Origin of the sequence: Enterocloster citroniae (assembly GCF_040545455.1) — a bacterium.
GTDB classification, from domain to species: Bacteria; Bacillota; Clostridia; order Lachnospirales; family Lachnospiraceae; genus Enterocloster; species Enterocloster citroniae.
In genome coordinates this window covers 232,743-248,581 of the sequence record NZ_JBEPLZ010000009.1, presented here as the reverse complement: position 1 = coordinate 248,581, position 15,839 = coordinate 232,743, and the positions used below count along the sequence as shown (strand labels likewise).

Here is a 15,839-nt window from a genome sequence, read left to right as displayed (position 1 = left end):
GATTGCTCTTACATTCTAACAGCTTAAGCAACAAGATGGATAATTCCTTACTGGATGTAAGGGATATTAACCATAAATATATTGTAGTAGGAGGAGAAGTTATGAAAAAGAAAATGTTGAACTGTGCCATTACAGCAGCAGTGCTGGCCTTAACCCTTACAGGATGCGGCGGACAAAAAAGCACGGACGCGCCCGCGTCCTCTGAAAAGACACAGACAGCGGCATCCGGGGAAACCAAGGATTCCCTGACCATTGCGCTGACCAATGAACCCACAACCCTGGATCCACAGCTGGCAGCAGACTCCATCGGAGGCATGATCATCCTCAACCTTCATGATCCGCTGGTGCGCAGGGACGCGGAGGGCAACGTGGTGCCAGGACTGGCGGACTCATGGGATGTGGCGGAGGACGGTTTGTCCATCACCTTCCATCTGCATGAGGGCGTGAAGTTCCAGGACGGTTCCGCCCTGACAGCGGAGGACGTGGCGTTTTCCCTGAACAGGGCCATTGACAAGCCCCAGTCTGAGCTGTACACATCCTTTCTGGACAGCGCTGAGGTTGTGGACGAAAACACGGTAAAAGTGAATTTAAAGTATAAGGAGCTGGCAGCGCTCCAGTATCTGACCCAGACTAACAGCGCCATTGTATCAAAGGCATATGTGGAATCTGTGGGTGATGAGAACTACGCTGCAAAGCCAAGCGGAAGCGGTCCATACAAGCTGGTGGAATGGCAGAAGGGAAGCAAGATCATCCTGGAGTCCAACGAGGACTACTATAAGGGTGCGCCGGCCATCAAACACATTGAACTGCGTGTGCTCAAGGAAGCCACCACTGCCATGGTTGCCCTGGAGAGCGGGGATGTGGATCTGGTGCACAATATAGGAGGGCTGGATGTAATGACCGTACAGTCCAACGATAAACTGGGATACCAGGAGACCAACGGCACATCAATCTGGAATCTTGCATTTAATGTAAACGCAGAGCCTTTTAATGACGTAAAGGTGAGAAAAGCCCTGGCTATGTCTGTAAAGCGCGATGATATCATAGCAGGCGCAATGGACGGCGCAGGAATGCCGGCAGAGATCATTCTCACTGACCAGACCACTCCCAACCCGGGCGCGGATACCATTGATACGCCCAAGTATGACCCGGAAGGCGCCAAGGCCCTCCTGGCAGAGGCAGGATATCCCAATGGATTTAAGACCACTATCTCTGTGAGGGAAGATTACACCAAGAAGATCGCCAGCATTGTACAGAGCGAGTGGAAAGAGATCGGCGTGGATGCCGAGATCCAGGTTATGGAACGCGCAGCACTGCTGTCTGATATCAAGGCCGGAAAGCTGGGATGCTATACGGTTGGGAATGTAAGCATGACCCTGGATTCCACCTTCCTTCTGGGAACATTGTCAACTGACAATATCCCGGATTCCAACATGACATTCTACTCCAATCCCGAGTATGACAAACTGGTGGAACAGCAGGCCAATACAGATGACCCGGATCAGCGTTTGGATCTGATCAGGCAGGCTTTGGACATAGAGGCAGAGGACGTGCCCAGGATCAACCTGTTCTATATGGTGTCCAATATTGCCTACAACAAGGATTTAAACTGCAAGGTATGCCCTGCCATGGAAAGCTACAACTGGTCTGAATTTTCCTGGAATTAAACAGAAACCCGGAATGGTCTCAGCAACCATTTTGGACCTTTTATCAGATGCCTGTATTCCTCTGAGGAGTATGGGCATCTTTTTCTGCGCAGGATGGACCCCGGCTGCATTTTGCCGCGAAGGTTGAATCCCGGCTGCATTTTGGGTATACTGAGGGTAATGTCCCATAAAAAAATTATATGAAAATTTGTCTTTGTCTGTAACGAATCCGGGGGCCGTGACACTAATTAACAGAAGGAGGAAATACATATATGGATTCCATGGAAGAAATCTATTTAAAGCACGGAAAAATGATATATGGTTTTCTCTTGACCCGGACACAGGATCCCGATCTGGCGGAGGAGCTGACCCAGGAGACATTTTACCAGGCGGTAAAGAATATTGGTACCTACAAAGGGAAAAGCAGCGTATCCACCTGGCTTTGCGGCATTGCCAGGAACCTGTGGTATGAGCATTTGCGGAAGCAGAAAAAGCATGTGCCCCTGGAGGAGGCAGCAGAGATACCTGTGGATTCTGCTGAAAAGCAGATGTTCCATTCCTGGGACAGCATCCAGATCCTGAGGCTGGTGCATGGGCTGGAGAATCCCATGCGGGAGGTGATGTATCTCAGGCTGGTGGGAAACCTTACATTCGGTCAGATTGGGGAGATTATGGAGAAAAGTGAGAACTGGGCAAGGGTGACCTATTACCGCGGAAAAGAGCGGGTAATGAAGGAGGCGGAAAAATTATGAACCATAAGATACCATGTGAAGTCATAAGGGATTTGCTGCCTTTGTATGCGGATGGGCTGACCAGTGAGGCAAGCGGGCAGGAGATCAGGGAACACCTGGAGCAATGCGGGGAGTGCAGGGAAATGTACCAGCGCATGAAAAAGGATGTGGAAGGAGAAGGCCGGTCCGCCAAGGAGGAGGGGCAGATCGATTACCTGAAAAAGGTAAGGAGGAGAAACGTAAGGAGTGTGCTGGCAGGAGCCGCGGCCGTATTCCTCCTCACTGTCTCTGTGCTGTTTGTAAAACTGTTTATCATTGGGCTTCCTGCGGATTCCTACATGATCACTTACACCAATGTTAATCATGATCGGGTGCAGGTTGGAGGCGTATTCTATAATTCGGCCTCTGTATACAGCCGCTATAAGGTGGTCTCAGGGGCGGACGGAAAGGATAGGCTGGTAATCTATGCATGCCTGGCATCCCCATGGAACAGGAGCGGGTCCTTTAACCTGGATTTAAAGCTTCCCCAGCCGGGCAGGCAGATGGATATCAACGGCATCACTGTGAAGGGGGACGGTACGGTTGTGAGCCGCCTTGCCAATGATCTGTACGCGGCCAGGAATCCCTATGTGGGGAACATGTCGGCCAATGGAAAACTCGCCGGGCTTCTGGGCATAGGAAAGGAGCTGGGAAGCTTTAAAAATGAGCTTCAGACAACAAAAGAGCCCTATGGATGGACCATGAAGTTTGAGGACAGCACATCCAATTCCGCTGTGATGGAAGAAAAGATGCGGGCATATTCCTGTGTGCTCATAGCCCTGACCGGGAATCTGGGGCAGGTTGACTGGACGTACGCCGTGGAACTGGAAAGCGGACCCGCCAAGCGCTGCGGCACCATCACGGAGAAGGAGTGTTCCCGGTACGCCGGCGCGCCTGTTAAGTCCTTTGGAGACAGCCCTGAGAAGGTGCAGGAACTTCTGGACCTGATGGGGATCGGGGAGTGAGTGAACAGGCCGGAGGGGGATTTAACGGCCGAATCCGCACAAAAGGCTTGAATAAAAATTAGCAATACTATATAATAATATTATTATAGATGTTGCGGAGGCCGAAATGACAGAAAAGGCAAAGAAGATAACGCTGGATGATATTGCAGCGGAGACAAAGCTTTCAAAGTTTTCAGTGTCGCGGGCAATAGCCGGTAAAAGCGGTGTAAGCAAGGAGACCAGGAAACAGGTGCTGGATGCCTGTGAGCGTTTGGGTTATGTGAGAAAGAAGGCGCAGAACAGCGGTAAAAAGTATGTTTTATTCATTATACCTAAATATGATGCCCAGGATACGGGGTTTTGGATGAAGGTGATGCTGGGGGTGGAGAATGCTCTGGCCCTTATCGGATATTCCCTGCATTTAAAGGTTACATCCGATGTGGAGGACAGCCTGGTGGAGCAGGAGGCGGAGGAAGCGGCAGGGATACTGTTTGCAGGATACAAGAGCCTGTCTTTTGTGGAAAAGGCAGCGGTTTATGACCGGCCTATGATGATCCTGACATACCCTCCCTATAACTTATTTCCCTATGACACCATGCATTTTGCGGACCGGGAGGGCGCCTTCTGCCTGTGCGAACGTCTGATCCGGATGGGCCATACGAGGATCGGCTATTACGGTTCCCTGGAACGGCCGTCCATGAAAAAACGGTTTGACGGAGTCAAGGAGGCAGCTGCCCAGTACGGGGTGGTAATATCCAATATCTGGGATAAAGAAAACTACTTTGAATCCAGTGACCTGGTGCATGAGCTGCAGGATCTAAAAAACAATGGAAGCCTGCCGTCCCTCATTATATGCAGCACGGATACATATGCCCAGTCGCTGATATTCCTGCTGAATAAAATGGGGATTGAAGTGCCCGAGGATGTGTCAGTGACCGGATTTAATAATGATCTGGATGATCATCTTCCCATTCCTCTGACCAGCGTTGGTTTTAACAAAAGAGAGTATGGCAGACTGGTGGTCCATTATCTTATGGACAGGATTGAGAACCCCGGGCTGGCTGTGAGAAGGATTTCCATTGTTCCGCAGCTGGTGCTGGGAGCGACCACAAAGGCAGTTGACTGAGCCGGCTATATCAAGCCCCCTTATCGATCGTAAGAGATTGGTAAGGGGGCTTTTTTGTTAGTCTAACAACTAGAACCTAACATAGATAAAATTAGGTTATATATTAATTTGACATAGGTTAATTATGATGCTAATATTATTGTATAAAAATAAAAAATTAGCTAATTTTTCCCTGCGAGGAGAGGTGCTTTATGGCAAAAATTCCTTTGTTGGAAATAAGAGGATTAAGGAAGTCATTTAACGGAGTCGAAGTCCTTCACTCAGTGGATCTGACACTGGAGAAAGGAAAAGTAACTGCATTAGTCGGAGAGAATGGAGCGGGAAAATCAACCTTGATGAAGATTCTTATGGGAGAGTACCATGCGGATGCCGGTGAGGTCTTTCTGGAGGGGGAGAAGGTGGTGTTTTCCAATCCCCACCAGGCATTGTCAAGGGGAATATCCATGATCTTTCAGGAAATGTCCCCGTTTCCGGAACTTACGGTGGCGGAGAACATGTACGTGGGGCGGGAGCCCCACAAATTTATCTTTATCAGAAAAAAGGAACAGCGGAAAATGGCGGAAGCCCTGCTGGAACGGCTGGGGATCCATTTAGACCTGGACCGCAAGGTAAAGGACCTTACGGTTTCGGAAATGCAGCTGTTGGAAATAGCCAAAGCCATCTCATATGATTCCAAGATTGTGATCATGGACGAGCCCACCTCGGCGCTGACCGACTCGGAGGTCAGGATTTTATTTGCCACCATCTCAAACCTGAAAAAACATGGTGTGGCAATGGTATATATTACCCATAAGCTGGATGAACTGGTACAGGTTGCGGACACGGTCTGTGTACTGCGGGACGGCAATATCATCAGTTCCCGCCCGATCCATGAAGTGGAACAGAATGTCATGATCAGTGAAATGGTGGGGAGGAAGATAGAAAACATATATCCCAGGGTGGAAAAACAGATCGGGGATGTTGTTTTTGAAGTAAGGGGGCTGGAACGAAGGGGAGAATTCCACGATATAAGCTTTACCATCCGCAAGGGTGAGATACTTGGGCTGGCCGGCATGGTGGGGGCGGGGAGAACCGAGGTAGTGTCCTCCATATTTGGGATCAATCCTTATACAAAGGGAAAAGTCCTGTTAAATGGAGAGGAGATCCATATCAGGTGTCCGCGGGATGCCATGAGATATCATTTCGCATTCATACCCGAGGACCGTGCACGTGACGGACTGAATCTTGTGGGGTCAATCCGATCCAATATGTGCCTGACCATCTTAAAGGGAGTCAGCCGATGCAGGGGGATATTTCCGGATAGTAAGGGGGAACGGGATTGTACGGCAAGGATGATCGAGCAGATGAATATTAAGTCCAACAGCCAGGAACAGCCGGTCAATTCCCTGTCGGGAGGGAACCAACAGAAGATCGTGGTTGCAAAATGGCTTTTGACACAGCCTGATATTGTGTTTTTGGATGAACCCACAAGGGGAATCGATGTGGGAGCTAAATTTGAGATCTATCAGCTGATCCAGGAACTGGCAAAGGAGGGGAAGGCGGTTCTGATGATATCATCGGAGATGCCGGAACTCCTGGGCATGTGTGACAGGATCGTGGTTCTTAAGGAGGGGCGCCTTGCTGGGGAGCTGCTTGCGCAGGATGCCACACAGGAAAATATTATGGCCGCCATTGTAAAAGAATAATGTCTGAGGAGCGAGGTTATGTTGAAATCGAAAGATAAGAAGCCGGATATTAAAAAAATTGTTTCAAAAATGGGAATTGTGTTTGTGTTGATCGCACTGATCATACTATGGTCCAGTCTGTCCCAGTCCTTTTTCACTGTAAATAATCTGCTTTTGATCATTAAGCAGGTCAGCTTATACAGTATCCTGTGTGTGGGAATGACCATCGTGCTGGTCACAGGGGGAATCGACCTTTCCATTGGATCTATTGTAGCGCTGTCCGCGGTATTTGCAGCCCGCTATTGCTCGGGTGATCATCTTAATATGCCCCTGTATATACCTATTATAATCGCCGTTTTGATCGGCACTGCATGCGGGGTCATCAACGGACTGGGAGTTGCCTATGCAAAGATTCCCCCGTTTATCATGACCATGTGCATGATGCTTGCGGCCAGAGGAGCTGCTTATGTGTACACCAACGCAAAGGCGATCTTTAATCTCAATGAAAGGTTTGTCAATATATCAAACGGTTTTTTGGGAAGGACCTATAATGCGGACGGGATCATAGATAATTATGGAATCCCCTACATGGTTTTTTATTTTGCAGGAGCTGTGATCATCGGAGTATTGATCCTTCATTTTACCACATATGGGCGTAGGATTTATGCGTTGGGAGGCAATAAATCCGCGGCAAGGTACTCGGGTATCAACACGCAGCTCATAGAATGCTCCGCCTATGCGATCAGCGGACTGTGCGCCGGAATCTGCGGCTTTCTGATGGCAAGCCGTATTTCCTCAGGCAATGCCAATTCCGCCAGCGGCTATGAGATGACCGTTATCTCCGCCGCAGTGATCGGAGGCGTTTCACTTTCCGGAGGAGTAGGCACCATGTACGGGGCAATGGTGGGCGTGCTGATCGTGGGTGTTATCAGCAACGGAATGGATATCCTGGGAATTAACACATACTTTCAGCAGATTCTGCAGGCAGTCATCATATTCGTTGCCGTATATATTGATGTGCGTGTAAATGGAAAAAAGAAATAAAAAGCAAAGTGTACTCTGGAAGATTCCAGAAGTACACCAAAATAAAAGGAGGAAAAAGATGAAAAAATTATTAGCAGTGGCAATGGCGGCAACTATGGTGCTTGGCCTGGCGGGGTGCGGTCAGAAGAATGAACCGGCTCCTGCAGCGCAGGCATCAACTGCAAAGGAGACATCAGAGGAAAAGGTTACAAAACCAGAGGAAACCACAGCAGGTGAATCAGCTCAAACGGAAAAAAGCGATGGAAGCCTGGGAAAAATCTTGTTTCTTCAGACACACAACAACAATTCCTTTATGTCATATATGGGGGAGGTCTTTGTGGAGGTTGCCAACGAAAACGGATTTGAGTGTGATCACCTTACCGCTGATTCCGATGAGGCAAAGCAGCTGTCCCAGATCGAGCAGGGAATTGCCAGCAAGGAATATGTGGGCATTGTGTGCGACTGTACAGGTGAGGGCGTGACCCTGGGATTTAAAGAGGCCAAGGAAGCCGGTATGTTTGTTATGACGTTACATGAAGGAGTGGAAGATAATACATATGTTGACTGTGTAGTGGCCTGCAGCCTGGCCCAGACCGGATATGAAGCCATCAGCCTGGAAGTAAAAGAACTGGGAGAAGCTTTTAACCTGGCAATTGTAAACGGCTCGGAAGGACATGGCGCAACCGTGGCGATCCGCAAGGGGTATGACAAGGCACTGGCAGAGTATCCCAATATCAATGTGGTGTTTGACGGAGCAGGCAACTGGAACGCAGAGGATGCCATGGCATTGACAGAAACCTGGTTTTCATCAGGGACCAAGATTGATGGCGTGGTGTGTATGAATGATGGTATGGCTACTGGTGTACGGCAGGTTATGAAGGACAACGGAGTGCTTGGAACCCTGCCCATTTATTCAAATGACTGTGAGCTGGATACGCTGGATGCGATCGAAGCAGGTGAACAGAGAGGTTCCTTTGATATGAACGCGCAGTCACAGTGTGAGGCGGCAGTGGAGGCAATGAAGACCCTGGTAACAGGCGGAACATTGAAGGAAAAGGAAATCTATGTGGATCCGCTGCTGGTAACAAAGGAAAACCTTCAGGAATACCGCGAGAGCCATGGCGGGAATTATTAATACCAAATAGGACAAACAGCATGAAAAAGACGATCTTGATGTTGGGGACATTTGACTCCAAGGGAAAGGAATTTGATTATCTGTACCGGGAACTTGAGAGAAGGGGAGCGGACATAATTGCCATGGATGTGGGTATATTTGAACCTGTGGGTTCGTTCCCTGTCCGGATAGCAGCGCAGGAGGTAGCTCTTGCAGGGGGTGTGCCCCTGGAAGAACTGAGGAAAAAGGGGGACCGCGGCTGGGCCATGAAGATCATGTGCCTTGGCGCCCGTAAGATCGCGGTGGGATTGGAGGCGGAACATTCCATCCAGGGTGTGATCGGTATGGGGGGAGGCGGAGGAACATCCATTGCAGCCACAGCCATGCAGGGCCTTCCATTGGGGTTCCCCAAGGTGTGTATTACTACACTGGCGTCAGGGGATACAAGGGAGTATGTGGGTACCAAGGACATTGTGCTGTTCCCGTCCATTGTGGATATCTGCGGGCTGAACCGTTTTTCCAGGATGATCATATCAAGGGCAGCCGGAGCGGTCTGGGGGATGATGCAGTATGATTTTATACCGGATGGGAACGATAAACCCATTATCTGTATTTCTATGTTTGGAAATACCACTGCCTGTGTGGAAAAATGTGCTGCCCGTTTGGAAGAAGCCGGGTATGCGCCCATCATCTTCCATGCCACGGGCAGCGGCGGGCGTTCCATGGAGGAACTGATTATGGGCGGGCACTGCGCCGCATGTCTGGATATCACCACCACGGAATGGGCGGATGAGATCTGCCATGGAATTCTGTCCGCAGGGCCCCAGCGTCTGGATGGCCCAGCAGCTGCCGGGATTCCCCATGTGATCGCTCCGGGATGTCTTGACATGGTCAATTTCGGATGCCGGGACACTGTCCCTGAAACATACATAAAAGCAAAACGCATATTTTATGAGTGGAATCCTATGGTAACCCTTATGAGAACCGATAAAAAGGAAAATACGGCCCTGGGGAAAATACTTGCGGAAAAGGCCAATAAGTCTGACTCCCCTGTTGCCTTTATCCTTCCTCTGAAAGGTGTATCCATACTGGACGGAGAGGGGGAGGCGTTTTGCGATTGGGAAGCAGACCGGGTTTTGTTTGATGCGATCCAACGCAGTGTACATAAAGACATTCCTGTTGTTAAGGTGGATGCCAATATCAATGATGATTTGTTCGCTGAGCAGGCAGTTAAGCTGCTGCTTAAGATCATGGATCATAATAAAACTGATTAAGGAAAGGAAGTAAAATAGTATGATAATTAGACGAGAGGAAATACTTCGCAGGCTTCGCCGAAATATCAGTGAAGGGCGCCCCATTATTGGCACAGGGGCAGGTACGGGAATCAGCGCCAAATTTGAGGAGGCAGGAGGAACGGATTTAATTATCGTATATAACTCCGGGCGGTACCGCATGGCGGGCAGGGGGTCAAGTGCCGGATTGCTGGCTTATGGGGACGCCAACCAGATTGTAATGGACATGGCGGGGGAGATACTTCCAGTGGTTAAAGACACACCGGTCCTGGCGGGAGTTAATGGAACGGACCCGTTTAAGGATATGACCTGCTTCTTGAAAAAAGTACGGGATGTGGGTTATTCAGGGGTCCAAAATTTCCCCACAGTAGGCTTGTTTGAGGGAAGGATGAGACAGACCTTTGAGGAGACTGGGATGAGCTACAACCTAGAGGTAGAAATGATTCGTATTGCCCACGAAATGGATTTATTTACAACGCCATATGCATTTAACCCTGATGAGGCGGTCAGGATGGCAAAGGCCGGTGCGGATGTGATCGTAGCACACTGCGGCTGTACGGTGGGCGGCTCTATTGGGGCCGAGTCCATTATGGATCTGGATATTGCGGTAAAGACCGTACAGGAAATACATGATGCTGCAACATCTGAGCGCAGCGATGTCATAGTCCTCTGTCATGGAGGGCCGATTTCCAGTCCCGAGGATGCCAAATATGTCCTGACCCACACAAAGGGGGTCCATGGCTTTTACGGCGCGTCCAGTGCGGAGCGTCTGCCGGTGGAAGTGGCCATCAAGGGTCATATTGAGAAGTTTAAAGAGATTACTTTTTGATTGAAAACCGGTTAACCGGACAGAGGAGGCGCTTTGCCCTTAAAAGGGAAAGCGCCTCTTTTTGTGGAGGAAGGCTGCCGCCTTACAATTTTATGAATAAATTTGCAGTGTTACATAAAACGGGGTATAATCCTTTGGAAATGAGATACTATACAGTGATGATCCCGAGAACTGTTTGAAGGGATATGGACAAAGGAGAAAGAAAATGAGGAGAAAAGTTGCAGTTTTACTTACAGCGGTGTGCATGCTTTTTACAGCGTGCTCACCTTCAACGGCCGGCGGGGACAGATTGGCCCGGACCACAGAGGAGGATCAGGCAAATGACGCCGCCGCAGCAAATAACACGGAGGAACCGTCCGCTGAGAACCGGGCCGCTGCCGCTGTGGCTGATGTCCTCTGAGGGTACGATCCGGGTGGAGACCATTAACAATGGCGGGGAGTGCAGTGTCCTCTATCCGGGGGAGCCGGGAGTACAGCCGGAATGACCGGGATGGAATAATATTAAGTCTTCCTGAATAATAACGAAATATTTATCAGTTTATTTGAAAAAATAAAGATAGTATGGTATATTGGACAAAGAAAAATAGAGCGAATGAGGTATGGGCACTGCTCATAGCGAAGGAGGAAAAATGAAAGGGATTATACTCGCCGGAGGAAGCGGGACACGTTTGTATCCTCTGACCAAGGTAACCTCGAAGCAGCTGCTTCCAATTTATGATAAACCAATGATCTATTATCCGCTGTCAGTTCTTATGAACGCAGGGATCAGGGATATCCTGATCATCTCCACTCCGGATGATACACCGCGTTTTGAGGCGCTGCTGGGGGACGGGCATCAGTTTGGCATTCGTTTGTGCTATGCGGTGCAGCCCAGCCCGGACGGACTGGCTCAGGCATTTATCATCGGGGAAGAGTTTATTGGCGGCGATTCTGTGGCCATGGTACTTGGGGACAATATTTTCCATGGACAGGGGCTTACAAAGCGACTGCGTGCGGCCGCGGCTAAAGAGACAGGGGCAACTGTGTTCGGTTATTATGTGGACGACCCTGAGCGGTTTGGCATTGTGGAGTTTGACAAGGACGGAAAGGCTGTGTCCATTGAGGAGAAACCCGCCCGGCCAAAATCCAATTACTGTGTGACCGGCCTTTATTTTTATGACAACCGGGTGGTGGAGTATGCCAGGAACTTAAAGCCTTCAGCCAGAGGTGAGCTGGAGATCACGGACCTGAACCGCATTTACCTGGAAAACGGAGAGCTGGATGTGATCCTGCTGGGCCAGGGCTTTACCTGGCTGGATACGGGAACCCATGAATCCCTGGTGGAGGCCACCAATTTTGTGAAGACAGTGGAAACCCACCAGCACCGCAAGATCGCCTGTCTGGAGGAGATCGGATATCTCAGGGGCTGGATCACCAGGGAACAGGTAATGGAAACCTATGAGGTCCTTAAAAAGAATCAGTATGGAAAATATTTAAAGGATGTTCTGGATGGCAAATATGTGGATAAGATCCATCCCCAGGATATCTAAAGGGACGGACGATCCAAAGCGTTCGCAACAAGGAGGAAGCATAAGATGAAGATCATCGTAACCGGCGGTGCCGGTTTTATTGGAAGTAACTTTGTACACCATATGGTGAACCGGTACCCGGATTACCAGATCATCAACCTGGACCTGCTGACTTATGCAGGTAATCTGGAGAACTTAAAGCCGGTAGAGGACAAGCCTAACTACAAGTTTGTAAAGGGTGATATTGCCGACAGGAAGTTTATCTTTGACCTGTTTGAAAAGGAAAAGCCGGATGTGATCGTTAACTTTGCGGCGGAAAGCCATGTGGACCGCTCCATTACGGATCCCGAGAGCTTTGTAAGGACCAATGTTATGGGAACCACCACACTGTTGGACGCATGCCGCACCTATGGCATTAAGCGTTATCACCAGGTGTCCACTGATGAGGTGTACGGCGACCTGCCTTTGGACAGGCCAGACCTTTTCTTTACCGAGGAAACGCCTCTTCACACATCCAGTCCCTATTCCTCATCCAAGGCCGGTGCCGACCTGTTTGTGCTGGCTTACCACAGGACCTATGGACTGCCGGTGACTGTTTCGCGCTGCTCCAATAACTACGGCCCTTATCATTTTCCGGAAAAGCTGATCCCTCTTATTATCAGCCGTGCCCTGGCGGATGAGGAGCTTCCGGTATACGGCACCGGCGAAAATGTAAGGGACTGGCTTCATGTGGCGGACCACTGTGAGGCCATAGACCTTGTGATCCATAAGGGACGGGAAGGTGAAGTATATAATATCGGCGGACATAATGAGCGCACCAACCTGGAAGTGGTCAAGACCATACTGAGGGCTCTGGACAAACCGGAGAGCCTGATCAAGTTTGTCACGGACCGTCCGGGACATGACATGCGTTATGCTATTGACCCAACTAAGATCGAGACAGAGCTGGGCTGGAAGCCGAACTATAATTTCGATACAGGAATTGATCAGACCATAAAATGGTATCTTGAGAACCAGGAATGGTGGAAGAATATTTTAAGCGGTGAGTACAGCAATTACTTTGATAAGATGTACGGCAGCCGCCTGTAAAGCTGTGCAGAACTGTGTAAAACTACGCAGAACCGTGCAGAAACTGTATTGTTGGAATAGTTACCAATATAGTTGAATGTTGTGGATGTGGCTGACGGAGGACATGAACGCCCGGGAAAGATTTCCCAAAGGGCGTACCGGTTTTCTGCCAGCCTTTATTAAGAACGGAGGGAATTGTATTATGAAAGTTCTTGTAACAGGTGTAAAAGGGCAGCTGGGATATGATGTGATGAACGAACTGGCTTCACGGGGGATTGAAGGCATTGGCGTGGACGTGGAGGAGATGGATATCACTGACAAGAAAGCCTGTGAAACCGTGATTTCCGATGTAAAACCAGACGCAGTTATCCACTGCGCAGCATATACTGCAGTAGATGCTGCTGAAGATAACCTGGAGCTGTGCCGCAGGGTCAACGCTGAGGGGACCCGCAATATCGCCAAGGTTTGCAAGGCACTGGACATCAAGATGATGTATATCAGCACGGATTATGTGTTTAACGGTGGCGGTGAGCGCCCGTGGGAGCCGGATGACCACAGGGAACCGCTCAATGTCTATGGCCTGACCAAGTACGAGGGTGAGATCAGCGTGGAGCAGAACGTGTCCAAATACTTTATTGTGAGGATCGCCTGGGTATTTGGGGTTAACGGTAAGAATTTCATTAAGACAATGCTGCGCCTGGGGAAAGAAAAGGGTGCGGTAAGCGTGGTGGACGATCAGGTGGGTTCCCCTACCTATACCTATGATCTGGCCCGCCTTCTGGTGGATATGATACAGACAGACCGCTATGGCCGTTATCATGCCACCAATGAAGGGATGTGCAGCTGGTATGAATTTGCCTGCGAGATCTTCCGCCAGGCCGGTATGGACCGGGTGAAGGTGACGCCCGTGGACTCGTCCGGATTCCCGGCCAAGGCAAAGCGCCCTCAGAACAGCCGTATGAGCAAAGAAAAACTGACGGAAAATGGATTTGACAGGCTGCCGGCCTGGCAGGATGCCCTGGGCCGTTACCTGGAGACTTTAAAAGAGAATGGTATGATGTAGTACCGTAATTTATATAAGACAGTGCCGGGGGAATATGACAGCAGCCAAAAAAGAGACAGGGAGGAATTAAGAATCAATGGGTAAATATTTTGGTACGGACGGTTTCCGCGGGGAAGCCAATGTGGATTTGACAGTGGAACATGCCTACAAAGTGGGCCGTTTTCTTGGATGGTATTATGGACAGAAGACTCCGGATGAGAGATGCCGGGTCGTCATCGGAAAGGATACCAGACGAAGCAGTTATATGTTTGAGTATTCCCTGGTTGCAGGCCTTACGGCTTCCGGCGCAGATGTGTATCTGCTCCATGTGACCACAACCCCCAGCGTGTCCTATGTGGTGCGCACCGAAGGTTTTAACTGCGGCATTATGATCTCCGCCAGCCACAATCCATTTTATGACAACGGTATAAAAGTTATCAATGAAAAGGGTGAAAAGCTGGAGGAATCAGTAATCCTGGAAATCGAAAAATATCTGGACGGGGAGATGGGCGAGATCCCTCTGGCCAGGAAGGAAAATATTGGCCGCACCGTGGATTTTGCCGCAGGCCGCAACCGCTATATCGGCTACCTGATCTCCATTGCCACCCGTTCCTTTAAGAATATGAAGGTGGCCCTGGACTGTGCCAACGGCAGCGCCTCCGCCATTGCTAAGAATGTATTTGATGCATTGGGCGCAGAGACCCACGTGATGAACAATGAGCCCAACGGCCTGAATATAAACACGGACTGCGGTTCCACCCACATCCAGTATCTCCAGAAGTTTGTGACAGACAACAAATGCGACCTGGGATTTGCCTATGACGGTGACGCGGACAGATGCATTGCAGTGGATGCCATGGGAAATGTGGTGGACGGCGATGTGATCATGTACATCTGCGGTAAGTATATGAAAGAGCAGGGAACCTTGTTTGACAATACGGTGGTCACCACCATTATGTCCAATTTCGGCCTTTATAAGGCATTTGAAAGGGAAGGCATCTCCTATGTGAAGACAGCTGTGGGCGACAAGTATGTGTATGAAAACATGGCGGCTACAGGCAACTGCCTGGGCGGAGAGCAGTCCGGACATATCATTTTCAGCAAACATGCCACCACAGGTGACGGGATCCTTACATCTCTGAAGGTGATGGAGGTAGTACTGGAGAAAAAGCAGCCTCTGGATAAGCTGGCGTCAGAGGTTGAGATCTATCCTCAGGTACTTAAAAACGTGCGTGTAAAGGATAAAAAGGAGGCCCAGGATGACGGGGCTGTCCAGGCAGAGGTTGCCAGGGTGGCTGAAAGTCTGGGCACTGACGGCAGGATCCTTCTGCGCCAGTCCGGTACGGAACCGGTGGTGCGCGTTATGGTGGAGGCCCCGGCTCTGGATCTATGTGAAAAATATGTGGACCAGGTCATTGACGTGATGAAGGGCCAGGGACATTGTGTGTAAGGATACGGACTTGATATGGGCTGTGGCAGTCTGCTGTTTTAGCGCGGGCTGCGGCAGCCTTTTTAAGCCCAACTCCCTGAATATGGTGGAAAACAGCATCTATTTATAAAACAGAGGAATGAAAGGTATAACTATTGAGAATAGCAGAGAAATGTATCTGTATTGTCAGATATTTTGAAATATGCTATAATAAGTTAACGTTGCGAAAAAGAACAGCGATTTTAAAAGTAAAGGAATGATGTGAAGTGGGGCTGAATCAGTAAGAGTAGTACTGTTCATCGTCCGCCGTTACGGCGTAATTGAGCGACTGCCCGGTACGGGCTGAGGAAGAATACCGTAGGATTGGCATGCTGCAATTAAACT

The 15,839-nt window shown here is 49.6% G+C and carries 14 protein-coding genes; all 14 read left to right on the top strand.

The window, feature by feature from the left end:
• The first annotated feature begins 101 nt into the window (after positions 1–101).
• The 14 genes from ABID13_RS14725 (at position 102) to glmM (ending at position 15,476) form a co-directional block, all read left to right on the top strand.
• A complete protein-coding gene (locus ABID13_RS14725) occupies positions 102–1,667 on the top strand; it encodes an ABC transporter substrate-binding protein (protein ID WP_048929986.1) in 1,566 nt (521 codons plus the stop codon).
• A 251-nt stretch (positions 1,668–1,918) separates the two neighbouring features.
• The gene (locus ABID13_RS14720; RefSeq protein ID WP_007866888.1) at positions 1,919–2,398 is read left to right on the top strand and encodes an RNA polymerase sigma factor; all 480 of its coding nucleotides are present in this window, start codon (positions 1,919–1,921) and stop codon (positions 2,396–2,398) included.
• On the top strand, positions 2,395–3,381 hold the full coding sequence (locus tag ABID13_RS14715) for a zf-HC2 domain-containing protein (protein ID WP_048929985.1): 987 nt from the start codon (positions 2,395–2,397) through the stop codon (positions 3,379–3,381). Before ABID13_RS14720 ends, ABID13_RS14715 begins: the two co-directional genes overlap by 4 nt.
• A 106-nt stretch (positions 3,382–3,487) precedes the next feature.
• On the top strand, positions 3,488–4,486 hold the full coding sequence (locus ABID13_RS14710) for a LacI family DNA-binding transcriptional regulator (protein ID WP_007866884.1): 999 nt from the start codon (positions 3,488–3,490) through the stop codon (positions 4,484–4,486).
• Positions 4,487–4,677: 191 nt separating this feature from the next.
• Positions 4,678–6,171 carry a sugar ABC transporter ATP-binding protein gene (locus ABID13_RS14705; RefSeq protein WP_048929984.1) on the top strand — a complete coding sequence of 498 codons (1,494 nt, stop codon included), beginning with the start codon at positions 4,678–4,680 and terminating at the stop codon, positions 6,169–6,171.
• 18 nt (positions 6,172–6,189) lie between these two features.
• Positions 6,190–7,194: an ABC transporter permease gene (locus ABID13_RS14700; RefSeq protein ID WP_007866878.1), complete on the top strand. Its 1,005-nt coding sequence runs from the start codon at positions 6,190–6,192 to the stop codon at positions 7,192–7,194.
• Positions 7,195–7,252: 58 nt separating this feature from the next.
• Positions 7,253–8,308: a sugar ABC transporter substrate-binding protein gene (locus tag ABID13_RS14695; protein ID WP_007866876.1), complete on the top strand. Its 1,056-nt coding sequence runs from the start codon at positions 7,253–7,255 to the stop codon at positions 8,306–8,308.
• 20 nt (positions 8,309–8,328) lie between these two features.
• The gene (locus ABID13_RS14690; protein WP_048929983.1) at positions 8,329–9,561 is read left to right on the top strand and encodes a Tm-1-like ATP-binding domain-containing protein; all 1,233 of its coding nucleotides are present in this window, start codon (positions 8,329–8,331) and stop codon (positions 9,559–9,561) included.
• A 19-nt stretch (positions 9,562–9,580) separates the two neighbouring features.
• Positions 9,581–10,408: a phosphoenolpyruvate hydrolase family protein gene (locus ABID13_RS14685; RefSeq protein WP_007866869.1), complete on the top strand. Its 828-nt coding sequence runs from the start codon at positions 9,581–9,583 to the stop codon at positions 10,406–10,408.
• Positions 10,409–10,613: 205 nt separating this feature from the next.
• Positions 10,614–10,808 carry a hypothetical protein gene (locus tag ABID13_RS14680; protein ID WP_048929982.1) on the top strand — a complete coding sequence of 65 codons (195 nt, stop codon included), beginning with the start codon at positions 10,614–10,616 and terminating at the stop codon, positions 10,806–10,808.
• A 229-nt stretch (positions 10,809–11,037) separates the two neighbouring features.
• Positions 11,038–11,937, top strand: a complete 900-nt coding sequence (rfbA, locus tag ABID13_RS14675; protein ID WP_045093557.1) for a glucose-1-phosphate thymidylyltransferase RfbA — start codon at positions 11,038–11,040, stop codon at positions 11,935–11,937.
• 45 nt (positions 11,938–11,982) lie between these two features.
• Entirely contained in the window at positions 11,983–13,005 is a 1,023-nt protein-coding gene (rfbB, locus tag ABID13_RS14670) for a dTDP-glucose 4,6-dehydratase (RefSeq protein ID WP_045093556.1), read from the top strand.
• 181 nt (positions 13,006–13,186) lie between these two features.
• Complete coding sequence (gene rfbD / locus ABID13_RS14665; protein WP_045093687.1) at positions 13,187–14,047, top strand: dTDP-4-dehydrorhamnose reductase; 861 nt, start codon at positions 13,187–13,189, stop codon at positions 14,045–14,047.
• A 76-nt stretch (positions 14,048–14,123) separates the two neighbouring features.
• Positions 14,124–15,476, top strand: a complete 1,353-nt coding sequence (gene glmM / locus ABID13_RS14660) for a phosphoglucosamine mutase (protein WP_007866856.1) — start codon at positions 14,124–14,126, stop codon at positions 15,474–15,476.
• Positions 15,477–15,839 lie beyond the last annotated feature (363 nt).